23 protein-coding genes are annotated in these 25,518 nt (G+C 61.9%); 4 read left to right on the top strand and 19 right to left on the bottom strand.

Annotated elements, in window-relative coordinates; all coding sequences use genetic code 11:
• Positions 1–7 precede the first annotated feature (7 nt).
• Complete coding sequence (gene trmFO, locus AC244Q_RS08280; RefSeq protein ID WP_012757250.1) at positions 8–1,441, top strand: methylenetetrahydrofolate--tRNA-(uracil(54)-C(5))-methyltransferase (FADH(2)-oxidizing) TrmFO; 1,434 nt, start codon at positions 8–10, stop codon at positions 1,439–1,441.
• Positions 1,442–1,548: 107 nt separating this feature from the next.
• Here trmFO and AC244Q_RS08275 read toward each other — a convergent pair whose 3' ends face one another.
• The 5 genes from AC244Q_RS08275 to yajC all read right to left on the bottom strand — a co-directional run bounded on the left by AC244Q_RS08275 (position 1,549) and on the right by yajC (position 6,272).
• Positions 1,549–2,016, bottom strand: coding sequence for a hypothetical protein (locus AC244Q_RS08275; protein ID WP_017993777.1), 468 nt, complete (start codon positions 2,014–2,016; stop codon positions 1,549–1,551).
• 71 nt (positions 2,017–2,087) lie between these two features.
• Positions 2,088–2,945, bottom strand: a complete 858-nt coding sequence (locus AC244Q_RS08270; protein ID WP_012757248.1) for a phytoene/squalene synthase family protein — start codon at positions 2,943–2,945, stop codon at positions 2,088–2,090.
• Between the two features lie 2 nt (positions 2,946–2,947).
• On the bottom strand, positions 2,948–3,334 hold the full coding sequence (locus AC244Q_RS08265) for an Mth938-like domain-containing protein (RefSeq protein WP_003539009.1): 387 nt from the start codon (positions 3,332–3,334) through the stop codon (positions 2,948–2,950).
• Positions 3,335–3,338: 4 nt separating this feature from the next.
• Entirely contained in the window at positions 3,339–5,879 is a 2,541-nt protein-coding gene (gene secDF, locus AC244Q_RS08260; protein ID WP_012757247.1) for a protein translocase subunit SecDF, read from the bottom strand.
• Between the two features lie 45 nt (positions 5,880–5,924).
• Complete coding sequence (gene yajC, locus AC244Q_RS08255) at positions 5,925–6,272, bottom strand: preprotein translocase subunit YajC (protein WP_003558894.1); 348 nt, start codon at positions 6,270–6,272, stop codon at positions 5,925–5,927.
• 206 nt (positions 6,273–6,478) lie between these two features.
• Between yajC and AC244Q_RS08250 the strand changes: the two genes are divergently transcribed.
• Positions 6,479–7,351: an ATP-binding protein gene (locus AC244Q_RS08250; RefSeq protein WP_012757246.1), complete on the top strand. Its 873-nt coding sequence runs from the start codon at positions 6,479–6,481 to the stop codon at positions 7,349–7,351.
• Positions 7,352–7,515: 164 nt separating this feature from the next.
• Here the strand turns inward: AC244Q_RS08250 and AC244Q_RS08245 are convergent, their stop codons facing one another.
• The 13 genes from AC244Q_RS08245 to AC244Q_RS08185 form a co-directional block, all read right to left on the bottom strand.
• A complete protein-coding gene (locus tag AC244Q_RS08245; RefSeq protein ID WP_128405729.1) occupies positions 7,516–9,120 on the bottom strand; it encodes a peptidoglycan DD-metalloendopeptidase family protein in 1,605 nt (534 codons plus the stop codon).
• Between the two features lie 241 nt (positions 9,121–9,361).
• Positions 9,362–10,015: a protein-L-isoaspartate(D-aspartate) O-methyltransferase gene (locus tag AC244Q_RS08240; protein WP_012757244.1), complete on the bottom strand. Its 654-nt coding sequence runs from the start codon at positions 10,013–10,015 to the stop codon at positions 9,362–9,364.
• Positions 10,012–10,785 (bottom strand): 5'/3'-nucleotidase SurE, encoded by a 774-nt coding sequence (gene surE / locus AC244Q_RS08235; protein WP_012757243.1) that lies wholly within the window; start codon positions 10,783–10,785, stop codon positions 10,012–10,014. Before surE ends, AC244Q_RS08240 begins: the two co-directional genes overlap by 4 nt.
• Positions 10,786–10,789: 4 nt before the next feature.
• Complete coding sequence (gene serS, locus AC244Q_RS08230) at positions 10,790–12,073, bottom strand: serine--tRNA ligase (RefSeq protein ID WP_128405730.1); 1,284 nt, start codon at positions 12,071–12,073, stop codon at positions 10,790–10,792.
• Between the two features lie 199 nt (positions 12,074–12,272).
• A complete protein-coding gene (tatC, locus tag AC244Q_RS08225) occupies positions 12,273–13,100 on the bottom strand; it encodes a twin-arginine translocase subunit TatC (RefSeq protein WP_012757241.1) in 828 nt (275 codons plus the stop codon).
• A complete protein-coding gene (gene tatB / locus AC244Q_RS08220; RefSeq protein WP_113547010.1) occupies positions 13,097–13,708 on the bottom strand; it encodes a Sec-independent protein translocase protein TatB in 612 nt (203 codons plus the stop codon). The genes tatC and tatB overlap by 4 nt, the downstream gene beginning before the upstream one ends.
• 51 nt (positions 13,709–13,759) lie before the next feature.
• On the bottom strand, positions 13,760–13,951 hold the full coding sequence (locus AC244Q_RS08215; RefSeq protein ID WP_012483600.1) for a twin-arginine translocase TatA/TatE family subunit: 192 nt from the start codon (positions 13,949–13,951) through the stop codon (positions 13,760–13,762).
• A 185-nt stretch (positions 13,952–14,136) separates the two neighbouring features.
• A complete protein-coding gene (gene scpB / locus AC244Q_RS08210; protein ID WP_113547011.1) occupies positions 14,137–14,853 on the bottom strand; it encodes an SMC-Scp complex subunit ScpB in 717 nt (238 codons plus the stop codon).
• A complete protein-coding gene (locus AC244Q_RS08205) occupies positions 14,850–15,707 on the bottom strand; it encodes a segregation and condensation protein A (RefSeq protein WP_113547012.1) in 858 nt (285 codons plus the stop codon). Before AC244Q_RS08205 ends, scpB begins: the two co-directional genes overlap by 4 nt.
• 18 nt (positions 15,708–15,725) lie before the next feature.
• Positions 15,726–16,739: a beta-N-acetylhexosaminidase gene (gene nagZ, locus AC244Q_RS08200; protein ID WP_012757236.1), complete on the bottom strand. Its 1,014-nt coding sequence runs from the start codon at positions 16,737–16,739 to the stop codon at positions 15,726–15,728.
• Positions 16,740–16,864: 125 nt separating this feature from the next.
• On the bottom strand, positions 16,865–20,122 hold the full coding sequence (locus AC244Q_RS08195; RefSeq protein ID WP_206641032.1) for an SPOR domain-containing protein: 3,258 nt from the start codon (positions 20,120–20,122) through the stop codon (positions 16,865–16,867).
• 62 nt (positions 20,123–20,184) lie between these two features.
• Positions 20,185–21,942 carry an arginine--tRNA ligase gene (argS, locus tag AC244Q_RS08190; RefSeq protein ID WP_113547015.1) on the bottom strand — a complete coding sequence of 586 codons (1,758 nt, stop codon included), beginning with the start codon at positions 21,940–21,942 and terminating at the stop codon, positions 20,185–20,187.
• A gap of 65 nt (positions 21,943–22,007) precedes the next feature.
• Entirely contained in the window at positions 22,008–23,225 is a 1,218-nt protein-coding gene (locus AC244Q_RS08185; RefSeq protein ID WP_012757233.1) for a deoxyguanosinetriphosphate triphosphohydrolase, read from the bottom strand.
• A 222-nt stretch (positions 23,226–23,447) separates the two neighbouring features.
• Here AC244Q_RS08185 and erpA point away from each other — a divergent pair, with 222 nt between their 5' ends.
• Both erpA and xth read left to right on the top strand, forming a co-directional pair.
• Entirely contained in the window at positions 23,448–23,780 is a 333-nt protein-coding gene (gene erpA / locus AC244Q_RS08180) for an iron-sulfur cluster insertion protein ErpA (RefSeq protein WP_012757232.1), read from the top strand.
• A 125-nt stretch (positions 23,781–23,905) separates the two neighbouring features.
• Positions 23,906–24,697 carry an exodeoxyribonuclease III gene (xth, locus tag AC244Q_RS08175; protein ID WP_012757231.1) on the top strand — a complete coding sequence of 264 codons (792 nt, stop codon included), beginning with the start codon at positions 23,906–23,908 and terminating at the stop codon, positions 24,695–24,697.
• A 16-nt stretch (positions 24,698–24,713) separates the two neighbouring features.
• Here xth and exoR read toward each other — a convergent pair whose 3' ends face one another.
• Entirely contained in the window at positions 24,714–25,517 is an 804-nt protein-coding gene (exoR, locus tag AC244Q_RS08170) for an exopolysaccharide production regulator ExoR (RefSeq protein ID WP_012757230.1), read from the bottom strand.
• Position 25,518 lies beyond the last annotated feature (1 nt).

Genomic DNA, 25,518 nt, shown 5'->3' with positions numbered 1-25,518 from the left:
GCCCGGAATGAACACGATCTCCTCCTATTCCCCTATCCACGTCGTCGGCGGCGGGCTTGCCGGTTCGGAAGCCGCCTGGCAGATCGCCAGTTCCGGCGTCCCGGTCATCCTGCATGAAATGCGCGGGGTGCGCGGCACAGATGCGCACAAGACCGACGGCCTGGCCGAACTCGTCTGCTCCAACTCCTTCCGTTCCGACGATGCGACCAGCAATGCCGTCGGCGTCATACATGCCGAGATGCGCATGGCGGGCTCGCTGATCATGGCCGCGGCCGATCGGTGCCAGGTACCGGCCGGCGGTGCGCTCGCCGTCGATCGCGACGGCTTCTCCGAGGCGGTGACCAAGGCGGTCCATGACCACCCGCTCATCACCGTCGTGCGTGAAGAGATCACCGGCCTGCCGCCGAGGGACTGGGATCTTGCCATCGTTGCCACCGGACCGCTGACGGCTCCGTCGCTCGCGAGCGCCATCCAGACGGAAACCGGCGAGGATTCGCTTGCTTTCTTCGACGCCATCGCGCCGATCGTCTACCGCGAGAGCATCGACATGGATATCTGCTGGTATCAGTCGCGCTACGACAAGGTCGGCCCCGGCGGCACCGGCAAGGATTACATCAACTGCCCGATGGACGAGGCGCAGTACAATGCCTTCGTCGACGCGCTGATATCAGGCGACACGGTCGGTTTCAAGGAATGGGAAGGCACGCCTTATTTCGACGGCTGCCTGCCGATCGAGGTGATGGCCGAACGCGGCCGCGAGACGCTGCGCCACGGACCGATGAAGCCGATGGGGCTGACGAATGCGCATAACCCGACAGTCAAGGCCTATGCCGTCGTGCAGCTGCGGCAGGACAATGCACTTGGCACGCTTTACAATATGGTCGGCTTCCAGACGAAATTGAAATATGGCGCGCAGGCGGACATCTTCCGAATGATCCCGGGTCTGGAAAATGCGGAATTTGCCCGTCTCGGCGGCCTGCACCGTAATACCTATATCAACTCGCCCACCCTGCTCGACCCGTCGCTGACGCTGAAATCGCGGCCCGGCCTGCGTTTTGCCGGCCAGATCACCGGTTGCGAGGGTTATGTGGAAAGCGCCAGCGTCGGTCTACTGGCCGGGCGTTTCGCTGCCGCGGAACGCAAGGGCGAGGCGATCTCGCTGCCGCCGGCAACGACGGCGCTGGGCTCCCTGCTCGGTCATATCACCGGTGGGCACCTCGTCACCGACGAGGAACCGGGCAAACGATCGTTCCAGCCGATGAACATCAATTTCGGGTTGTTTCCGGAGCTCCAGCCGGGTTCGATCGTCAAACCTGAAGGCGTCAAGCGCTTCCGCGGCAAGGACAAGACGATCATGAAGCGGCAGCTGATCGCTCGCCGCGCCCTTGCCGACTGCGCGACCTGGCTCGGTCAAGAATCGACGCTTGCCGAAAGCGCCTGAACGGCGCTTCTATGCGTGTCGCATCGAACCCGGTTCAAGCGACCCGCTTGAAGTCTTTGCTTTATGCATGTCGTCGCAAAACGCTGCACGGTTTTGGGCGGCATGAATTACTGCTTGTTCGCCGCCGAAATATTGCCGGGCGGCAGGTCTTTATCCGGCTCGGCGATATAATTGCCGAGCAGCCACAGCGAGACTTCCGAGGCTTCCTTGGCAGAAGCAAATTGGAAATCGCCGTTGTGATAGGGTGCATCGAGAAAGTCGATCACCAAGCCCCTGCCCGTTTCCGAGCCCACGACGCGCACCCGGCCCGGCTCGATCAGATGGCAGGCGAAATGGCGCGACATGTTGCGCATGAAGCCGGCCTTGTTGTCATGCAGACGCACGAAGACGGCCTGGCCATTTTCCGTCGTCTGCAGCTGACGGATCGCCTCGTTCGGAAAGGCGCGACCGAATTCGATAATGGCGAGGCCCGTGTCATGCAGGCCGTCTTCCTTGTTCTGCGCGGCCATTCGTGTTGCCACGAAAGCAATGAAAATGACGATGGCGAAAAGGACGCACCAGACGATAATGCCCACGCCGAGTCTCCGTTCAAAGGGTAGCGGTAGAAGCCTTGTAGCGCGCGAGACTTGCGCGAATTTGACCGATATCAGATTTTTCGGCGTGCAGCAGCCAGCCCCATCCGCAGCTGGCGGCGCCATTGCGGCGGCTGCAGCGGCCGGTCGAACAGCAAGGCGCCGCGTTTCTGCGCCTTGATGAGCACTGGTTCGGCAAGCGTCGCCGGCAGGAAGGCTGGAAAGACGGCCGGCGCAATCGGCCCCGCCGCCCTCGCCTTTGCCAGATGTTCGCGACCGAGGCCGGCGAAGGCCTCGATGGCGGCAGAGATGCGCGGCCTGTCTTTTCCGGCGAGGAAGGCATCGCGGTCGAGACCGGTGGCCGAAAGGATCTGCAGCGGAACATAGATCTGGCCGCGGCGGCGATGCACTGGCATCAGCAGCAACAGCCCGGCGACCGCTTGGGCGACCCCGGCATGGCCGGCGGCGTCGGCCGATCGTGCGGCTTCCTCCGGCGAAAGCACCAGGCTTGCGAGCTGGATCAGGGCCGATGCCGTTTCACCGGCATAGCCTTCAAGCGAAAGACGTGTCTCCATCGGATCGTCATAGAGATCGAAGGTGCGGGCCTCGATCATGTCGATCAGCGTCTTGCGCGGCAGGCGGTGCGTTTCGATCGCGGTCAGAAGTGCTGCGGCAACGGGATTGGCCGCTGTCGAGCCATGCGCGCTGCCCTCCAGAAGATCGTGCCAATATTGCAGCCGTACCTCGCCGGGCAACGGCTCGTGCACGAGATCACGGATGCGGGCAAGCTCGGCATTGAAGGCATAAAGAGCTGCAAGCGCGCCGCGCTTTGCCTCCGGCGACAGCAGACAGGCGAGATAGCGGTCGCGATCGCTGTCACGCAGCATCGCCAGGCAGATCTCCTGGTTCGTCGCAATATTCGCTTCAGTCATCGTCAGACCGCAATCAACGCCGCGGCGACGGCACGTTGCTCGGCGAGCATGATATTGAAGGTGCGCACCGCCGCTCCGGTACTCATCGGATCGGAGGAGATGCCGCGCGACTTCAGCGCCAGCCTCAATTCCTCGGGCAGACGGCGAAGCTCGGTTCCGGTACCAACGAGCAGAACCTCGATATCGGCGGCCTCATCCAGCACCCGGCGAAAGTTTTCAGGCGACAGCGGTTTCGACATATCCATGTCCCAGCCATGAATGCCGGAGGGCAGGCAAAGGATCGAGCCGCGATGCGACATGTCGGCAAAACGAAAGCCACCATTGCCGTAAGCATCGATCGGAGCGCGCCCGGGGAAATGCGCAGCGCGGATTTCTATGCCTTTTGCCATGTTTTCAAACCACCGTGCCGGATTTTACACCAGCATCCGTCTTGTTGCTCTCTTCCCCGTCGGGAGCCTCCGGCCGCAGCCGGAAGACGATCAAGACAGGAGCAGCGATATAGATCGAAGAAAAGGTGCCGAGAGCGACGCCGAAGAGCATCGCAAAGGTGAAGGAGCGGATGACTTCGCCGCCGAAGAGAAAGAGCGCCAGCAAGGCGATCAGCGTCGTCGCCGCGGTCAGAACGGTGCGAGACAGCGTCTGATTGATCGAGGCATCGATCAGGATCGGCAGCGGCATCTTCTTGTATCGTTTGAGATTTTCGCGCATTCGGTCGTAGACCACGACCGTATCGTTTAAGGAATAACCGACGATGGTCAGTACGGCGGCGATGCTCGTCAGGTTGAACTCGATGCCGGTGAGGACGAAGAGACCGAGCATGATGATGACGTCGTGCAGCGTTGCGACGATGGCGCCGACCGCGAATTGCCATTCGAAGCGGATCCAGATGTAGATGAGGATCGCCGCAAGAGCTGCAAGCACGCCGAGCGTCGCCATCATCGTCAATTCGCCCGAGATGGCGGGACCGACGACCTCGACGCGACGAAAATCATAATCTTCCTGGAGCTCGCCGCGCACCAGCGTCGCCGCCGACTGCTCGGCATTCTCGCCGCCACCCTGGGAAGCGATGCGGATCCGCGCATTCGCCGGCCCGCCCGTGCGCTCGACACTGACATCGCCGAGATTGAGATCATTGAGGCGCGAGTGGATATCGGCGATCTCGGCATTGGCCTGCTTTGCCGTCACCTCGATGAGCGAGCCGCCAGTGAAATCGACGCCGAGATGCAAGCCGACGGTGGCAAAGGCGGCCATGGCGATCAGCGAAATGACCGCCGAGGCCGTAAAGACATAACGGCGAATCCCCATGAAGCGGATATTGGCGTGCTCGAAAAGATGCGTCAGCACGCTCTTCGGCAGATGCCGGGGATGGCGCGCGCTCAGCCAGACGGCAACGATCGAGCGCGTCAGCGTGAAAGCCGTGAAGACGGTCGTCAGGATGCCGACCGCAAGCGTCACCGCGAAACCGCGGATGGATTCGCTGCCGAGGAAGAAGAGGATGATGGCCGCAATGAAAATCGTCACATTGGCGTCGACGATCGTTGCGAATGCGCGCGAGAAACCGCGGCCGACGGCCTCCGCAAAGGAATGAGTGGTCTTCTCCTCTTCGCGGATTCGCTCGTAGATCAAAACGTTCGAGTCGACGGCCATGCCGACAATCAGCACGATGCCGGCAATCCCGGGCAAGGTGAGCGTCGCGCCGGCAAGGCTGAGCACCGCGACGATGAGGATCAGGTTGAGGAAGAGCGAGGCGACGGCGATGATGCCGAGGATGCGATAGAGCGCGATCATCAGTGCCGCGACCAATACGACGGCGACGAGGCCGGCAACGATGCCGTTGAAGATGGAATCAGCGCCGAATCTCGGGCTGACGCTGCGTTCCTCAACGCTGGTCAGCGTCGCTGGCAAGGCGCCGGCGCGCAGCATGATCGCAAGGTCGCGGACGCCATCCTCGGAGAAGTTTGCCGAAATCCTGCCCTCGCCGCCGGTGATCGCCGCATCGATGACCGGTGACGACATCACCTGGTCGTCGAAGACGATGGCAAGATGCTTGCCGATATTCTGCCCGGTCGCCTGCGCCAACCGCTGCGTGCCTTCGGCATCGAGACGGTAGGCAATCGAGGTCTCCTGCGTCTGCGGGTCGATGACAGGCTCGATATCGACCATGTTGCCGCTGTTGGCGAAAGCGGTGCGGTCGACGAGATAGGGGATCGGCGGATCGTCAAGCGAATAGAGCACCTGCGATGTCGCCGGCCAACGGCCGTTCAGCGCCTCCTGCCCCGACATGCTTTCGTCGATCAAATGAAAGGAAAGCTTGGCCGGCTGGTTCAGGATATTCTTCAGCCGCTCCGCGTCGACCGATCCCAGCACCTGCACGACGATCCGGTCGGCGCCATCGGGGTGAACGAGGAAATTATCATAGCCGAATCCGGCGATGCGGCGGCCAACGATATCGAGCGAGCGGGTCCGGGCGGAAGCGACGTCAGCAGTAATGCCGGCGTCGGAAATCTGCAGTGAGAGCTGCCCCTCTTCGCCCTGCTGCAGCGCAACCTCAGATCCGGAATGTCCGCCGGCCGTCGTCAAAGGCTTCAGCAGATCGACCGCCGCCTGTGTCTGGGCCGGATCGGTGATCCGGACGGTGACGGTCTGGTCATTGCCGGTCAGCCCGGTATAGCGGATGCTGGCGCCACGCAGCGCGTTGCGCACATTGGCGACCAGCTCTTCCAGGCGGTCCCTGACGATGTCGGAACGCTCGACCTTTAGAACGATATGCGAGCCGCCCTGCAGGTCGAGCCCAAGCACTACGCGGTCGTGCCGCAACCAGTCCGGCAGGGAGGATCGCTGCGCCTCAGTCAGCAGATTGGGCGCAGCGATGACGATGGCCGCAAACGCGGCCAGCCAAATCAGAAGTGTTTTCCAGCGGGAAAAATGCAACATTCTCTCGACGATCTTCCGATCCGGCGGTCCTGCCGTTATCGCTTGTTACGCCGCGTCGGCCTTGACCGGTTCACCCTTGACGCGAATTTCGGAGATGCCGCTGCGGACGATGCGCACGCGCACGCCGTCAGCAATCTCGACTTCGACTTCCTTTTCGTCGACGACCTTGGTGACCTTGCCGACGAGACCGCCGCCGGTGACGACCTGATCGCCGCGACGGATCGCCTTCAGGGTCTCCTCACGCTTCTTTGCCTGTGCGCGCTGCGGACGGATCAGCAGGAAGTACCAGACGACCATCAGCGGCACGAACAGGATGATCATTTCGAAACCGGAGCCGCCGAATCCCGTTGCGGTATCGGTCGCGCTCTGGGCGAATGCCGGGGTGATGAACATGCTAAACTCCTCAGGCTTGGGCGGCGGAACTCCGCCTCTCTTTTCAGGTTGCCGGACTATAGTTACGGCTTCGATGAATGCAACAGAAACAGCCGGAAACAGTACCGATTCCGCTGCCTCATAACCTTTCCGCATTCAAAACGCCATGCTAACCGACATCGAAAGATCAAAGCGGATTGCCGCAGCGAGAAATCAGGAGGCCGTCGATGACCGAGGAAATCAACACAGCCCTGCTTGCCGAACTGAGACGGCTCGCCGACGCCGTCGAACGTCTTGCCGGACCGGCGCCCGCCCGCAACGACTGGGATGCCGCCGACTGTTTCGTCTGGGCGCCATTGCGCCAGCATCTGCAGCCGGTCAAGAGGCCGAACCGGGTGGCGTTGACGCTCATCCGCGGCGTCGATCACGTGCGCGACATTCTGCATGAGAATACGGTGCGTTTCGCCGAGGGCTATGCCGCCAACAATGTGCTGCTCTGGGGCGCGCGAGGCATGGGCAAATCCTCGCTGGTCAAGGCCGTGCACGAGGATGTCAGGCGCGAAAGCAGTGTGTTGCTGAAACTGGTAGAAGTCCATCGTGAGGATATCTCCAGCCTTCCCCATCTGCTCGACCTCCTGAAGGACACACCCTACCGCGTGATCGTCTTCTGCGACGATCTTTCCTTCGATCACGACGACACCGCCTACAAGTCGCTGAAGGCGGCACTCGACGGCGGCGTCGAAGGGCGGCCGGACAATGTGCTGTTCTACGCCACCTCCAACCGACGCCATCTGCTGCCGCGCCACATGATGGAAAACGAGCAGTCGACGGCGATCAATCCGTCGGAGGCGGTCGAGGAGAAGGTTTCGCTTTCCGACCGCTTCGGCCTCTGGCTCGGCTTTCACAAATGCAGCCAGGAGGATTATCTCGGCATGATCGACGGCTATGCCGATCACTTCAAGCTCGGGCTCGAACGCGACAAGATGCATGCCGAAGCGCTGGAATGGGCAACGACGCGCGGCGCACGCTCCGGCCGCGTCGCCTGGCAATATATTCAGGATCTGGCCGGACGCATGCGGGTTCACATCGACCGGGACTAAACATCTAAAGCACGTCGCATCGAACTTGATTCATGCAAGGCACTTTCGATCTTTTTCTTCTGCACGTCGTCCTCCCAGAACCGCTGCACACTTTTGGGCGGTATCCATCAAATGACAAAAGCCCGGCTGGTGGCCGGGCTTTTGCGTTTCCTGGTACGCAATACCTATTCCAGGAAAGTCATCGGGTTGACCGGGGACGCATCCTTGCGCACCTCGAAATGGACCTGCGGCTGCTTGACGTCGCCGCTCATGCCGGAGACGGCGACGGTCTGGCCACGCTGGATCTTCTGGCCGCGGGTGACGCTCAGCGTATCGGCGTTGCCGTAGACGGTGACGGTGCCGTCGTCGTGACGGACAAGAACCGTGTTGCCGAGTTCCTTCAGGCCGTTGCCGGCATAGATGACGACGCCGTTTTCGGCAGCCTTGATCGGCGTGCCCTGCGGGACCGAGATGTCGATGCCGTCATTGCGGTTGCCGTTGACGTTGGCACCGTATGAGGCAATGACCTGGCCGCGCACCGGCCAGCGATATTTACCGATGCCGGTCGATTCCGGCGCGGCGGAGCTGACGTCCGACTTCTTCTCGACATCGTCGACGGTCTGGGTGGCGGCCGGCGCCTTGTAGGGCGCGGGCTGAACGGAAGCCGTCTGCTGGGGAGCCGCCGGCTGAGTTGGCTTCGGATCGACCTTCTCGGCCGGGATCGAGGCGGTCTTGATATTGTCGGCGGTGCCGTTCGGGATCTTCAGGGCCTGACCGATGCGGAGCGAACTGGCCGACAGATTGTTGGCGGCTTTAAGGTCGTCGACATTGCTACCGGTCGCCTTGGCAATCTTTGCCAGGGAATCGCCTTGCTTGACGACATAGGTGCCGGCAGGCGCCTTCGGATCCTTGCCGGCGCCGGCGGGAAGTTTACCGGTGACATCGGCACTCGCCAGCGTCTTGTCGCGGGCGGAATTGGCGCCCGGAATGACGGCAACGTTCTGCTCAGGCGCCTTCGGCGCATCCGGCATCTTGCCGGGCTTGGAAAGGTCAGCCGCCTGCGATGCCGCCTTGGCGGCATTGCCGCCGTTGAATGTCGGGATCAGGATCGCCTGGCCGGGCTGGGCGGCAGATGCCGTCTTCAGAGCATTGACGCGCAGAATTTCCTTTTCCGGTACGCCAAAACGCCTGGAGAGGGTGGCGATGCTTTCACCCGGACGCAGCGTCACCGACGGAGCGTTGGTGGCAGACCAGCCGGAAACCTTCGGCGTCGTGCCGGTCGTCAGCGTATCGGGCGTCATCTTCGGCGCAGCCGGCGCCACCAATCGGGGCCTTTCGGCTTGCGGCGCAGTCGGGAAAGGCTGAGCGAGCGCGACTTCCTTTTCCCGCTGCCGGGAGGGTGCCGCCGCTGTCGGCGCGGCCAATTCTGAACGCTGCACGGAGACCGGCGCGGAAGCGAGACGTGCGCTCGAGCTCGACGTGCGGGTCGGATCGTAACCCTGGCGGACGGGATAAGGCTGATTCAGCGCATCATTGCCGCCGCCGTAGCCCGACTGGCTGGCAACGGCCGAACCGCTAAGATCGGCGCGCGGCACCGGATCACCTTGAGAACCGTTCATATTCCTGCGCGGAATGGAACTTGTGGTGATCTGGTCCTGCCCGGAGGAGGAAAACAAGCCGCCAAACCGTGTCACATCGGAACTGCAGCCTGTTGCGGCACTTGCCAGCAGGCTAACAACCAGAAGATTACCGGCCGACTTCCCGAACTTTGGCGAAAGACTGAAACGCATGACTCGACCCACTGAGAACGCAACCATTTGTGAGTCTATTAAAACGCGTTAGTATTACCACGCAGTTAAGATGCTGGAATCAGTACGATATTTTTGAGAAATTGATAACCATAGCTTACGGGTGAAAAATTGCAGTGTGCCGAGCATGATGCCAAAAAGCCTGAGCGGCTTTCGCATAACCTCATGCGCTGTTGTTTTGATGGTCGGATTTCAGGCCGATGCGGCCTGAAATCATCCACATCTACAGCAGCGAGGCAAGGCGCGGAACGATCGGCAGATAGGGAGCGTCGAACAGTTCCTCGCGTTCGAAACGGCTACCGGTTTTCGTCAGCCGCACCATGCGACACTCGTTCTCGGAAATCATCAGCGGCGCGATCATCGAGCCGCCGGAAACGAGCTGGTCGGTATAAAAGCGCGGCATCGCGTTGAAAGCGGCCGTCACCAGGATGCGATCGAAGGTCCCCTCTCCCTGCATGCCGGCGCTGCCGTCGGCCTGACGGATGACGACGCTGCGCAAACCAAGCGATTCCATGCGCCGCTGCGCTGCCGTCGTCAGCGTCTTGTAGCGGTCGATGGACAGGACACGCTCGGCCAGGCGGCCCATCACGGCGGCGGTAAAGCCGCTTCCGGTGCCGATCTCCAGGACGCGCTGGCCGGGCTTGAGCTTCAGGTGATGCAGGATGCGGACGGCAAAATCGATGCCTTCGAGAAAGGAGCCGCATTCGATCGGGATCGTCCGGCTCGAATAGGCGTCGTCGGCAAATTGCGGCGGCACGAACAGCGAGCGCTGCGTCTGCTCGACTGCCGTCAGCAGATCGAGATCGGAGATGCCTTCGGCACGCAATCTGAGGACGAGCGCAGCAAAGCCCTCCTTCTCCGCCAGTCTTGCCGTCAAACTTGTGCTCCGTATCCCAAGGCCCGCGCCACGCGGTCCGTCACGGAATAATCGGTCAGATCCAGTTTCAAAGGCGTTACCGAAATCTTATTATGCTTCAGGGCGTGAATATCGGTGCCTTCGACGAAGGCGCCGGCGCGTTCGCCGAACTTCAGCCAGTAGTAAGGAAATCCCCGGCCGTCGGAGCGGGCATCGACCTGCAGATTGAAGGCGAGCTTGCCCTGCATGGTCACCTCGGCACCGTCGACTTCGTCGGGACGGCAGTTCGGGAAGTTGAGATTGAGGAACGTGCCATCCGGCAGGTCCAGGACCATCAGCTTTTCCAGAAGAGCCGGCGCATGCGTCTCGCAGACCTCCCAGGGCACGATGCGCGCGCCGTCCTCATAGAGATAGGCCTGGCTCAGCGCGAAGGAGCGCACGCCCTGCATGGTGCCCTCGATGGCGCCGGCGATCGTGCCGGAATAGGTCACGTCGTCGGCGACGTTCGAGCCTGAATTGACGCCGGACAGGACGAGATCCGGCTTGATGTCCATCACCTGCCTGATACCCATGATGACGCAATCGGTCGGCGTGCCGCGCAAGGCGAAATGCTTTTCGGAAATCTTGCGCAGCCTCAGAGGTTCGGAGAGGCTCAGCGAATGGGCAAGGCCGCTCTGGTCGGTCTCGGGCGCGACGATCCAGACATCGTCGGACAGCGTGCGCGCGATCCGCTCCAGCGCGGCAAGACCTTCGGCGTGAATGCCGTCGTCATTCGTAAGCAGGATGCGCATCGCCTCAGGCCGCCCGTTCGATTTTGGTCAATCCGCCCATATAAGGCAGCAAAACGTCCGGAATCGTGACGGAACCATCCTCATTCAGATAATTTTCAAGGACGGCGATCAGGCAGCGGCCGACGGCAGTGCCGGAACCATTCAGCGTGTGCACGAACTTGTTGTTCTTATCGTCCTTGCCGCGGTAGCGCGCATTCATCCGCCGGCCCTGAAAATCGCCGCAGACCGAGCAGGACGAGATTTCACGGAAGGCATTCTGCCCCGGCAGCCAGACTTCGAGATCGTAAGTCTTGCGCGAGCCGAAACCCATGTCGCCGGTGCAAAGCGTCATGGTGCGGAAATGCAGGCCGAGGCGCTTCAGCACTTCCTCGGCGCAGGCGGTCATGCGCTCATGCTCGGCAACGGCGCTCTCGGCATCGGTGATCGAGACGAGCTCGCATTTCCAGAACTGATGCTGGCGCAGCATGCCGCGCGTATCGCGGCCGGCCGAGCCCGCTTCCGAGCGGAAGGACGGCGTCAATGCGGTAAAGCGGAGCGGCAGCTTTTCCTGATCGAGGATCTCTTCGCGCACGAGATTGGTCAGCGTCACCTCGGCCGTCGGGATCAACCAGCGTCCATCAGTCGTCCTGAAGAGATCGTCGGCGAATTTCGGCAGCTGGGCGGTGCCATAAACGGCCTCGTCGCGCACCATCAGCGGCGAGCTGACTTCGCTATACCCGTGCTCGCTCGTGTGGAGATCGATCATGAACTGGCCGAGCGCGCGCTCGAGCCTGGCGAGCGGCCCGGTCAGAACCGTGAAGCGCGAGCCGGAGAGCTTGGCGGCGCGCTCGAAATCCATATAGCCGAGCGCCTCGCCGATTTCGAAGTGCTCCTTCGGCGCGTGGTTCCAGCGCGGCTTTTCGCCGACGGTGCGGGTGACGACATTGTCATGCTCGTCCTTGCCGACAGGGACGTCGTCGAAAGGTATATTCGGGATGCGCGAGAGCGCGTCGTTGAGTTCGGCCGTCAGCTGCCGGTCCTCTTCCTCGATCGCCGGCAGCAGGGTCTTCAGTTCAGAGACCTCCGCCTTCAGCTTCTCGGCAAGCTCGCCATTCTTCTGGGCCATCGCCGCACCGATCTCCTTGGAGGCGAGGTTGCGGCGGGACAGCAAGTCCTGTGCCTTCTGCACGGCAGAGCGGCGCTTTTCATCGAGAGCAACGAGACTTTGGGCCAGAGGCTCCGCGCCGCGCTTGGCAAGGGCGGCATCGAGCGCTTCGGGATTCTCACGGATCCATTTGATATCGAGCATCGTCGTTCCAGGTCGTTGCAACAGAGGTGACCCGGCCAAAGCCAGATCGGGCCTCGACCGGATGTTACAGCACCGCGCGACTTTTCAGACGCACAAGGGACACTGTAACACTTTGAATTGCTGCATAATTCCTTAAACCGATTCCGATTTAAGGACTAAGCAGTCGACGGCGTTCATGAAGGGATTTCGAGATCGCAGCTCAGACGCTGTCCGTCTTGGCAACATCTGCGGATCCGGTTTCCTTTTCGACCGCCTGCCGGGCACGCTGGCGCTCCACGAGTCGCGCCGCATGGATGGAAATCTCGTAGAGAAGGATCGTCGGTATCGCAAGGCCGATCTGGGACATCGGATCCGGCGGCGTCAGCACGGCGGCCACGACAAAGGCGAGCACGATGGCAAACTTGCGCTTTTCGGCGAGCCATTGCGACGTCAGAAGACCGACACGGGCGAGCAGCGTAGTGACGACGGGAAGCTGGAAGACGAGGCCGAAGGAGAAGACCAGCGTCATGATCAGGCTCAGATATTCCGAGACCTTCGGCATCAGCGAGATGGCCACCTCGTCATGACCCGGCGCCTGCTGCATCGACAGGAAGAACCACATGACCATCGGCGTGAAGAAGAAATAGACGAGCGCGCCGCCCATCAGGAACAGCACCGGCGAGGCGATCAGGAACGGCAGGAAAGCCTGGCGCTCGTTCTTGTAGAGACCCGGCGCCACGAACTTGTAGACCTGGGCGGCAATGATCGGGAAAGCGACCACAAGGCCGCCGAACATCGCCACCTTGACCTGGGTGAAGAAGAATTCCTGCGGCGCGGTATAGATGAGCTGGGCTTTCTCGACGTCAAGATGCGCCCAAATTACGGCTGTCTTGTAGGGAATGACCAGATAGTTGAAGAGATGCTTGGCAAAAAAGAAGCATGCGATGAAGGCGACGAAAAACGCGCCGATCGACCACATCAGCCGCCTGCGCAGCTCCATCAGGTGCTCGATCAACGGCTGCGGCTTATCTTCGGTATCACCGCTCATGCCTCGTCCTTCTTTGTCTGCGCCGGCGTCTTCGGCGTTGCAGGCTTCCTGGCTGCCGTCGTGCGCTTCGGTTTTTCCACAGGCATGGCAATAGCGGCCGCAGAATCGACCTTGTCGGCAGCCTTGACGAGCGGCTTGCGCACGGCCTTCGGCTTGGCGGCAACCATATCGGCCTGCACGATCGCTGCTGCGACCGGTTCCGACGGCGCAGGTGTCGCGACCAATGGCGGCGTTTCCGGCAGGCTCATCGACGGCGTCGGGGCTGCGACAGCATCGGGCGGCACCTCGGTCTTGTTTTCCGTGACGGTGGTCGACTTCTGCAGGTCGGCCTTGATCTCGTTGCCCATCTGGCGAAGCGGGTTCATCGCCTCGCGCAGGCTGTTGACCGGGTTCAGTTTCTGGGCGTCGCTGATCGTCTGGCGGACATCGTCAAGCTCGGCTTCGCGCAACGCTTCATCGAACTGCGCGCGGAAATCGCCCGCCACCTTGCGGGCACGCTGCGTCATCTTGCCGAAAGCGCGCAGCATCGGCGGCAAATCCTTGGGACCGACGACCACGATCAGTACGACCGCGATGACCAAAAGCTCGGTCCAACCAATATCGAACATGCAAGGCTCCTGGACGGGAAGCGCGGGGGCTGCGCTTTTTCCCGGACTTGGTTACTTCGTTTCGTCGGCCTTGTGATCGACGGTCTTTGCCGTGTCGGGCGCGTCGTCGTCCGTCATGCCCTTCTTGAAGCTCTTGATGCCCTTGGCAACGTCGCCCATCAGCTCCGGGATCTTGCCGCGACCGAACAACAACAGCACGATGACCAGAACGATCAACCAGTGCCACATGCTAAAAGAACCCATCATTACGCTTACTCCCTGTTTCTATGTTCCCACGATGTGGGGATTTCCCACATCATTTCCAACATCAAGCTCTTTGAACTGAGCTTAATGTCACGGTATCGCCCTTTGTGACAAGCCATTGACCCATCGAAAAGTGCTGGCTCCATTGTTTTCGCCATGCATGGCAAAAGCAAGACGCAAGCCCCTCAATCTTCGGAGGTGCCGCGTGGCGCCAGCAACCCCAGTTCCTCGAGGTCCATCTGGGTGATCGGGTCTTCGTCCTCGGTCAGTTCGTCGTTCATCAACGGCGAGGGAATATTGAAGTTTGCCGGAATGCGGCCCGACAGCAAGCCCGCTCCCTTCAACTCTTCGAGACCAGGCAGGTCACGCAGCTCTTCGAGACCGAAATGGTCGAGGAAATCGCGTGTCGTGCCCAATGTCACCGGCCGGCCCGGTGTGCGGCGGCGGCCACGGAACCGCACCCAGCCGGCTTCCATCAGCACGTCGAGCGTGCCGCGCGAGGTCTGGACGCCGCGGATATCCTCGATTTCAGCACGTGTCACGGGCTGGTGATAGGCGATGATCGCCAGCACTTCCAGTGCGGCGCGCGACAGCTTCTTCACCTCATTGTCATCACGGCGGATGACGAAGGACAGGTCGGCGGCGGTACGGAAGGCCCAGGCGCCTTCGACCTGCAGGAGATTGACGCCCCGCGGCGCATATTGCTCCTTCAGGCGCAGCATGATCGCATGCACATCGGTCTTCTCAGGCAGGCGCTCGGCGAGGAAGGGTTCGGAGACCGGCTGCGAGGAGGCGAAGACCAGCGCCTCGGCGATACGCTCCGCCTCGATCTCGGCCTGCAGGTCGCGGCCCCTGTCTTCGTAATTGTCCTCGAAATCCTCTTCGCTCTTCGGATCGATCAAGCCGGCTGCTCCTGTTCCACCACCTGCAGCGTGGCATGTTTGGGACCGCGGCGCATGTATATCGGTTGAAAGGCGCCGTCCTGGCGGATTTCGAGCTTGCCCTCGCGCACCAGCTCCAGCGAGGCGGCAAAGGCGCTGGCGATTGCCGTGACGCGTTCCTCGGGCGCTGCGAGATACCGCAGCAGATAATGCTCCATCGCCGTCCAGTCAGCGACCTCGCCGATCATCTTGGTCAGCAGTTCGCGGGCATCGGTCAGCGACCAGACGGTGCGCCGCTCGATCGTTACCTGGGTGACGGCATGGCGCTGGCGTAGTGCCGCATAGGCGGTCAAGAGATCGTAGAGGCTCGCCGCATAAGCGGATTGCTGCCGGTCGGGAATATGCTCGGGCGCACCGCGCACGAAGATATCGCGGCCGAGGCGGTTGCGGTTGATGAGGCCGTCTGCCGCTTGGCGCATGGCTTCGAGGCGTTTCAGGCGGAAGGCAAGCGTGGCCGCCAGCTCCTCGCCGGAAGGGCCGTCATCCTTGATCTGCTGGGGAATGAGCAGCTTCGACTTGAGGTAGGCAAGCCACGCTGCCATGACGAGGTAATCGGCGGCGAGCTCGATGCGGATCCGCCGGGCGCTTTCGATGAACAGCAGATATTGCTCGGCGAGCGCCAGCACCGAAATGCGCGACAGGTCGACCTTCTGGTTGCGGGCGAGATAGAGCAACAGGTCGAGCGGACCTTCGAAGCCGGCGACGTCGATCACCAGCGCCGGCTCGTGGGTGGCGCGCTCGGCAGCGTTATCCTGCCACAACTTGTCCATCGGCGTTGCCGCCTGCGGACGTTCCGTGCCCTTGACCGTGTTCACCTAGCTGCTCCCTTACGATCAGACCGTCGCAAACATCGCTTCGAATTCCGCCCTCAATTCCGCTTCATCTGAAGTATCCGCCGCCGCGAATCCTGCTTCCACCGCTTTTGCGCGGGCAAGCGATATGCCGGCGAGCGGCGGAACATTTGCCACGACATCTAGCATCTCGTCCATATTGCCGTTGCAATGCAGCACAATATCGCATCCGCCTGCAATGATATTCGCCGCGCGTTCACCGATCGTGCCGGAAAGAGCGTTCATCGAGCTGTCGTCGGAGAGCAGCAGACCGTTAAAGCCGATGTGCTTGCGGATGATGCCGTCGATCACCTTGCGCGAGCACGTCGCCGGATTGTCCGGGTCGATGGCGGTGAAGACGAGATGGCAGGTCATTGCCATCAACTCGTCCTTCATCGCGACAAAAGGCGGAAAATCATGGAGTTCCAGCTCGTCGCGCGAGACGGTGACAACAGGCAGTTCCAGATGTGAATCGGCAAAGCCGCGACCATGGCCGGGCATATGTTTCATGACAGGTAACAGGCCGCCGGCCTTCAGCCCCTCGGCAGCCGCCCTTCCCATCGCGATGACGGTTTCGGGATCAGCGCCATAGGCGCGGTCGCCGATGACGTTGCTGCTGCCCTCGACCGGCACATCCAGCACCGGCAGGCAATCGACATCGATGCCGAGGCTCGAAAGGTCGAAGGCGTGCAGCCGTGACATCAGCCAGGCGGCGCGCAGGCCGAGTGCCCGATCGCGGCGATAGAGCTCGCCGAGCGCCTGGCCGGAAGGATAACGCGCCAGAACGGGTGGACGGATGCGCTGGACGCGGCCGCCCTCCTGGTCGATCAGCACCGGCGCATGCCAGCCGACGCTGTCGCGCAGTTCGGCGACGAGGTCGGCGATCTGCCGCGCTTCGGAGATGTTGCGCCCGAAGAGGATGAAGCCCCAGGGTCGTTCGCCCCGGTAAAAGGCCTTCTCTTCGGAAGTGAGGGCAAGGCCGTTGCAGCCAAGGATCATCGCTTTTGATTCGGTCATATCCGAATCTTAGAGCCTTTCCTGGTCAGATTGAAGCATTCTACAGGAGCAGGTTTTCGGCCCGATGCACAAAAAAGAGCGGCGGACCGATCCAGCCCGCCGCTGTCATATTCAGGACCTGATCCTTACTTGGAGATCAAGCAGCTTCCGCCCGCCGCGCGATACTGTTCGCAGAGTGCTGCGGCCTCGTCCTTGGAACCGGCCGGAATGCGGACACGGTAGAAAGTGCCCTTGCCGGCGATATCGGCCCTGCGGATCTCGTGGCTGCGGCCGCCAAGCACGCTGGCGAATTTCTTCGACAGGTTGGCATAGGATTTGGTCGCCTCGTCTTCCGAAGGCAGCGAGGCGATCTGGATGCCGTAGCCGCCGGCGGATGCGGCCTGCTGCGGCTTTGCGGCGACAGGTGCTGCGGCCGCGACTTCAGTCGTCTTCGGCTGCTGTGTGGGCTTCGGCTGCTGGGCAGGCGGGCGGCCATTGCCCTTCTCGGTCACTGTGCCTACGACGTTGACGGGCTGGTCAACCGGACGGGCGGTCGGGATTGGAGCGGTATCGGCAGTGGCCGAGGTCTTGACCGGACGCACCGGCGGAGCGACCTGAGCGGGATTTGCGGCCTGTGCGTCAGCACTGCCGGCGAACGGCGGCTGTACCGGCGCGGTTTCGACGGGGGCTGCGGAACGCGCATCGGCGGAAGCAACCTCGGCTCTTGCTGGGAAGCTTGCGGCCGTTCCACCGACGGGCGGCACGGGCGGGGTCGGCGGAGCCGTGAACGGCGGCTGAGCCGGCGGCGTCGCCTGGGCAGACTGGGTCGCCTGGGCAGACTGCGTCGCCTGGGCAGACGGTGTCGCCTGGGCAGACAGTGTCGGCTGGTCGACGGGCGCTGGTTCCTCGCGGGCAACCAACGTACCGTCAGGCTTGACGATCATTGTGCGAACCTTGCGCGGAGAAACGGACGGCGTCTTGTCGGCGTCGGTTGCCGGAGCGTTGTCGGCGTTGTCCTGGGTTGGCAGCAGACGCGGATCCTCCGTCTCACCGACCGCAGTCGGCGTGACCTGATCGTCAGCGTTGGCGTTCTCGTCGTCCTCGGGCAGCGCTTCCGGTGTCAGCGTGCGCTGGACGACATCGACGGGCGCCTCATCGGAAGAAACGAGCGCCTTCTGCTTCGGCTCTTCGGCAGAACCCGCAACGCGGTCGTAGACCGCCTTGTCCTGGTTGGGCACGGTCTTGCCGCCGGGATTTTCCGGAACGACCTTGACCGGCTCCTTGTCGGCGGTGATCACGCGCGGCTCGCCGGACGCGACAATGCCGAGCCCCTCGCCGTTCCAGACGGAGGAATAGACGCCATAACCGACGCCGGCGAAGACCACGAGCACGACGGCCCCGGCAAGCAGCTGGCGCATCGACCGGGCGCGGCTGAAATCAGCGGCCTGGCTTGCCGATTCGATACGGACTTCGGAGGTCTCGCGGCGCTCGACCGGCTCGCGCACGCTGCGGCGGAAATCCTCCTCCAGCGCCCGTTCGAAATCATCGAGGCCATCAGCGATGGTGGGCTTGACCGGCTTTGCGGCAGCGGCGGCGGTATCCCTGACCGGTGCCGGCGTTTGCCGCGGTTTGGCCGGTTCAAAGAAGCTGGCGATCTCGGCGTCGAGATCGAAATCGAAATCCGCAGATTTCGCGACCGGCGCGGGCTGCTCGACCGGCGGCAGCGCCGGCACGTGCATGTCGTCGACGGCCTCGGGACGATCCTCCGGATCCGAGATCATCGCCGGATCGAATGGCAGGTCTTCGGTCGTGTCCGAAACAGGCGCCCAGTTGAAAGTCGGAGCTGGAGCCTGCGGTTCGGGAACGAAGGCCGGAGCGGACCGCGCAGGAGCGTCAGCGGCCTGCTCAAAAGCAGGAGCCGGTGGCTCGGGAGCAAACACGGGAGCGGCGGGCCGAGGAGCGACCGCCGCGGCCTGCTGGGGAGCAGGGGCTGGCGGCTCAGGCTGAGATGCTGGCTCGGACGGCTCAGAGAAATCGAGATCGGTGAGTTCCAGCTCGATGCCGGCAAGATCCAGCTCGAAATCATGGCCGGCAAAGGGGTCGTCGGCTTCCGGCACCGGTTGCGGCGCAGGCGAATATGCCGTTGCGGCCGGCTGGGGCATAGCGGCCTCGGCAAGCTGCGGCGTGATCGGCCTTGCGGCTTCAGCATAGACCGGTGCCGGCTCGACCGGAGCGGGCCGGACGGGTGCTGCGGCGAGCGGTGGCGACGCAATCACCTCGGACTGAACAGGGTCGACGGCCGCGGGGGCGGCCGGAACGGGCGCTGCCTCGATCGATGCGGGCTGGGGCGAGACGGGCGCCGGATTGGCACGTTGCGGTACCGGATAACGCGAGACGTCGGCGAGCAGATCGTCGAGATCGAACGTGCCGGCGGTGTGCGGAACATCAGGCACGACCTCGGTCAGCGCGGCATCGGCCTGGATCTCGCCTTCGACGGCGGCGGCGATGAGATCGAAACCGGCGTCGGACCCGAAATCCTCCAGCTCTTCCTCGACTTCGACGAATTCTTCGGCCTCGGCGGTCTCTTCCGGCGCGATCACCTCATCATGGCGATCGAGCTCGGCGGGAAAGCCAAGTGACGGCGAAGCGGATTCGAATTCCTCGGAAGGCTCGACAGCGGCGACAAGCGCCGGCGGCTCGATGACAGATTGAGGCTCGACTACAGGAAGATCGGCGGACAGTGCTTCAGCAACCGGTGCCGCGACCGTTTCGGCCACAGGTTCCGGCAAAACAACCGGTTCCTCGCGCTTCGGAGCATGGAAATTGGCAAGCGGCAGCCTGATGCTGGCAGCCGACCATTGCGGCGCCTTGGTGGGCTGCGCCAGCGAAGAGACGGGTGCTGCGCCGATCGACAGCTCAAGCTCCTCGATCAGGTCGCGCGCACCGCCGAAGGCCGATTGCACCGACGCATCGGGCTCGGGAGAAAGCTGCTCCGCCCAGTCGGCGACAGATGCGTCGCCATTGCCTGCGGCGGGCAAAGCTGCTTCTTCAGCCTCAAAGGCGGCGACGGAAGCCGAAACCGGCTCAGGAGCCTCCGCATGTTCGGCAGCGGGAGAAGCATCGAGAACGGGCTCGACGTAATCTTCAGGCGTGAGATCATCAGAGATCGGCTCGGCCGGCCGATCGAGCTCTGCGAGCGGACGTGGCGAATCGTAGCGGTCGAACTCTCGCCCAAGCTCGTCTTCGAGATCGAGGGCGGGCTCGCGGCGTGCGGTCTCAGTCACCGTATTCGCCGCAACACGCGGCTCGAAGCCGACGATCCGGGCAAGTTCAGCCAACGGATCATCGTCGGCAAACAGGTCGTTTTTTCCGCGCGTATCATACGCAAGTTGTTTATCAGCCATGCTTATTCCCACTCGCAAACGCCAACGCTCAAATGCCAGCGCATTGTGGGGAAATGGTGACGTTATCGCATTTCGTCCGGTGCGGCAGTGCCTGTAATGGCGAGTCCCGACTTCAAAACCGACGCGACGGCGTACACCAGCCCAAGTCTGGCAATACTTGATTCTCGGTTTTTATCATTAACAAATCGTAATTCCGGCTGATCTTTACCTTTGTTCCAGTGCGCGTGGAAGGAACTGGCGACGTCGTAGAGGTAAAAAGCGACGCGATGCGGCTCCTGCGACTGGGCCGCCGCCTCAACGATACGCGGGAATTCAGCAAGCTTGGCGACGAGCTGCAATTCGGCCGGATCGCCAATGCCTGCAACGGTTTTCGCGAGATTTTCCGGCGAAACATCAAGGTCGGCAAAGGCCTCCCTCGCCTGCCGGAAGACCGACATACAGCGAGCATGCGCATACTGCACGTAAAAAACAGGATTATCTTTCGACTGTTCGGTCACCTTGGCGAAATCGAAGTCGAGCGGCTCGGAATTCTTGCGGTAAAGCATCATGAACCGGACCGAATCACGGCCGACTTCTTCGACGACGTCCCGAAGCGTAACGAAATCGCCCGAGCGTTTCGACATCTTCACCGGCTCGCCGTTGCGGTAGAGCTTGACGAGCTGGCAGAGCAGGACCGTCAGCTTCGCCTGACCATCCGAAACGCCGCGTGCAACCGCTTCCAGGCGCTTGACGTAGCCGCCATGGTCGGCGCCAAGCACATAGATCATCTCGTCGAAACCACGGTCGAACTTGTTCTTGAAGTAGGCGACGTCGGCGGCGAAATAGGTGTAGGAGCCGTCCGACTTTATCAGCGGCCGGTCGATATCGTCGCCCACCTCGGTCGAACGGAACAGTGTCTGTTCGCGATCTTCCCAATCCTCGGGAAGCTGGCCCTTCGGGGGCGGCAGCGTGCCCTTGTAGACATAGCCCTTGAAGGTCAGGTCGTTGATCGCCGTGCGGATCGCGGCCGCACCATTCGCATGCAGGGTGCGTTCGGAGAAAAAGACGTCGTGATGGACATTCAGCGCCGCCAGATCGTCGCGGATCATCACCATCATCGCGTCGATCGTGCGGTCCTTGACGATCGGCATCCATTGGTCTTCCGGCATGTTGTGCAGCCGCACGCCGTAATCGGCGGCAAGCGACTGACCAACGGGCACCAAATAGTCGCCGGGATAGAGACCCGAGGGGATTTCGCCGATCTTTTCGCCGAGCGCTTCGCGGTAGCGCAGGAAGACGGAACGGGCGAGCACGTCGATCTGCGAGCCGGCATCGTTGATGTAATATTCCTTCTCGACACAGTAACCGGCAAAAGCGAGCAGGTTGGCAAGCGCGTCGCCGACGACGGCGCCACGGCAATGGCCGACATGCATGGGGCCGGTCGGATTGGCCGAGACATATTCGACATTGACCTTCTTGCCCTGGCCGAGCGACGAGCGGCCGTAATCGGTGCCGGCGCCGATCATCGAGGCGAGGAGCCGCTGCCAGTAGCCGACGGCGAGACGGATGTTGATGAAGCCGGGCCCCGCGACCGAGACATCGGCGACGTCAGCATCTTCCTTGAGCTTGGTGATGATGACGTCGGCCAGCGCGCGCGGGTTGGTTCCGAGCACTTTTGCCAGCACCATTGCGGCATTGGTCGCCACATCGCCATGGCTCGCGTCACGCGGCGGCTCGACGGTGATGCGGCCGAAATCGAGCTCAGATCGCTTTTCCCTGACCAGATCGATCTGTTCAAGGGCGGTTTTGATCCGGGTTTCGAAGTCGGTAAAAAGGTTCATCGCACTCTTCCATGCATAGGCTGTGCCAAAGGCTCAAATCGGCCCTCGGCGTGGGCGACCGCTGCCTATCGCAAATCCGGAGTGTGGTCAAACAACCGCCTATGGGCGCTGATCGCATAGGTATCGGTCATGCCGGCGAGATAATCGCCGACATGGCGGGCCTTCGGCGCATCGGCCAGGCCGGCGATATGATCTACCCAGTAATGGCTCTGCATCTCCTTGGGATTGGCCATGTAGGCGGCAAAGAGATCGGTGACGATCTGGGCGGCACCGGCGCGGATGCGCATGATATCGGGATTGCGGTAGATGCGTTTGAAGAGCATCGCCTTGATCTGCCTGTCGGTCTCGGCCATCCCCTCGGAAAAGGTGGCGATAACCTGGCCGGCAGCGCGGATGTCGGCAGCGCTCTCAGGGCGCAGCAGCGACAGGCGCTGCTGCGCGACGCCGATCACGTCTTCAACCATGCGGGTAATCTGGCGGCGCATGATCTCATGGGTGAAGCGGCTCGGCTCCAGATGCGGATATCGCGCCCTCACCTCGGCCATCAGCCCGGCAAGAAACGGGATTTCCTCCAGCATATCGAAAGTCAGGTAGCCGGAGCGCAGGCCGTCGTCGATATCGTGGGTATTGTAGGCGATGTCGTCGGCGATCGCCGCGACCTGGGCCTCAAGGCTGGCATAGGTTGCAAGCTCGAGATCGTGCAGCTCGCAATAATCGAGGATCGGCTGCGGCACGGGACCGCGCGTGCCTACTCCATCCGGCGTCAGAAGCGGGCCATTGTGCTTGACGAGACCTTCGAGGCTTTCCCATGTCAGGTTGATGCCGTCGAATTCGGCATAACGCCTCTCCAGTTTGGTCACGATGCGCAGCGATTGGGCATTGTGGTCGAAGCCGCCATAGGGCAGCAGCACTTCGTGCAGCGCGTCCTCGCCAGTATGACCGAACGGCGTATGGCCGAAATCGTGCACGAGCGCCACGCCTTCGGCCAGATCCTCGTCGAGCTTCAGGGCGCGGGCAAGCGCGCGAGCGATCTGCGCCACCTCGATCGTGTGCGTTAGCCGGGTTCGGTAATGATCGCCGTCCTGGGCGATGAAGACCTGGGTCTTGTGCTTCAGCCGGCGGAAGGCGGTGGTGTGGACGATGCGGTCGCGGTCGCGCTGGAAATCGGAGCGCGTCGGGCTACCGTCCTCCTGATAGAGCCGCCCGCGCGTCGTCCAGGGGTCGGCCGCAAAGACCGCCCTCTCACTGCTGCCGAAACCCAAAGCACGCGTATCGATCGTCATTCTTCACCGTCATCCTGCATGTTGCCGCATCTACCCATTGACGCCGCTTATCGCCCTTCATACCTATAGGTCGATGAAACGGCAAAGAGGCGCTTTCTTAACCGCTTCGGCGCATCATCGCCTTTTCGCGAATATCATGGTAAGTTTCTTTGATATCAGGCATTTGAACATTCAAGTGCCAAAACCCATTCTCTCCGGATCTTGACCCCGGCAGGAGGAAACATGACGGATACGAGTGTAACCCTTTCAGATGCCGCGGCAAAGCGTATCGCTGCGATCGTCGGCGCTGAAACCGGCAAGAGCGCCTTGCGCGTTTCCGTCGAAGGCGGCGGCTGTTCGGGCTTTTCCTACAAGTTCGATCTTGCCGACGGTGCCGGCGACGACGACATCATCGTCGAAAAGAACGATGCAAAGGTGCTGATCGACAGCCTTTCGCTCGTCTACATGGCGGGCTCGGAGATCGACTTCGTCGACAATCTGCTTGGCCAGTCCTTCCAGATCAAGAACCCGAATGCGGTGGCAAGCTGCGGCTGCGGCACCAGTTTCTCGATCTGAATATCTGAACGCACGGCATTGTCCCCATCGAACCGGCCGAAGTTTTGCTTCCGGCCGGTTTATCGTCTTGTCCGCCGGCGAAAGACCGCGATAAAAGAAGCGCACGCAGCGAACAGGGCGAAGAGATGAAGATCGCGACTTGGAACATCAACGGCGTCAAGGCGCGCATCGACAATCTCACGCAATGGCTGAAGGATTCCGATCCGGATATCGTCTGCCTGCAGGAGATCAAGACGGTCGACGAAGGTTTCCCGCGGCTGGAGATCGAGGCGCTTGGGTATCACGTCGAGACGCACGGCCAGAAGGGCTTCAATGGCGTCGCGATTCTCTCCAAAAATTCACCTTTCGAAGTGAACCGCGGCCTTCCCGGCGATCCGCTGGACGAACAGGCGCGTTTCCTCGAAGCGGCGTTCACCCTGTCCGACACGCGAATCCTGCGCGTCTGCTGCCTCTACCTGCCGAACGGCAATCCTGTCGAAACGGAGAAATATCCTTACAAGCTCGCCTGGATGGAGCGCCTGCGGACGTTCGCCGCCGAACGGCTGGCCTATGAAGAGATGCTGGTTCTTGCCGGCGATTACAATGTCATCCCGGAACCGCACGACTGCTTCGATCCCAAGGTCTGGGAAAACGATGCACTGTTTCTGCCGCAGACACGGGAGGCGTTCCGCAGGCTCGAAAATCTCGGCCTGACGGATGCGCTGCGCGCCACGACGGATGCGACGCAGCTCTATTCCTTCTGGGATTATCAGGCCGGCGCCTGGCCGAAGAATAACGGCATCCGCATCGACCATCTGCTGCTGTCGCCAGAAGCTGCCGACAGGATGACGTCAGCTGCGATCGAAAAACATGTGCGGGCCTGGGAAAAGCCGTCCGACCACGTGCCTGTCATCGCCTATTTCGATTTCGCGGGCTGAAGCCTTCCGCCTCACCTCAGTCGTCGGTACCGCTCGCGATGGTGTGCGACAGCGATACCGCCGTGCGGCGGTCGGCCTCGTTGGCAACCGAGAAGGCCTGCTCCTGCAGCGCTTCCATCCAGCCGCAGTCCTTGGGCTTGCAACGGTCGAGTGCTGCCGTCATCAGCGCCAGACCGCGGGCCGTCTGGCCTTCGTCGAAAAGAATATTGCCGAAGACCGCCATGGCGCCGGGATGGCCGCTCTTGCGGGCCTGGTTCAGCCATTTCTTCGCCTGCTGCGGGCTGGCATTGCCGCCCTCGCCGGCCAGCATCATCTGCGCCAGCTGAAACTGCGCCTCGGGGACACCAAAGGTGGAAGCCACCTGAAAATAAAGCTGGCGCGCCTGGCTGAGGTCGATCCTGACCGGACTGTCGGCAATGCCGTGCTTGTAATAGCTGGCGAGCGAGAGCAGCGCGTTGACGAAGAAGCCCGTGTCTTCCGAACCGGGTTCGACGCCCTGCTGGGCGATCTCGCTGTAGATCTTGAAGGCTTCGAAATCATCCTGCGTGACACCGTCGCCATCGGCATACATGTTGGCGAGCGCCCAGCGCGAGCCGGTGTGGCCCTTTTCGGCGGCGTATTTATAGGCTTCGACCGCCTCTTCCTTCTGTCCGTTCTTATAGGCCTTGAAGCCGAACTTGAAGAGGTCGAAGGGTCCGGATTCCTTGCTGACGCCACCTTTAATGTCGAATGCGCGGCATGGACCGGACAGCGCCAGCGCTACGGCTATCGACATGCCCATCAGCATGAATTTGAAAAGTTTGAACTCGGACGTCACCATT

The sequence above is a fragment of the Rhizobium sp. CB2179 genome (genome assembly GCF_057653455.1).
This window is presented reverse-complemented; position numbering and strand designations above follow the sequence as displayed.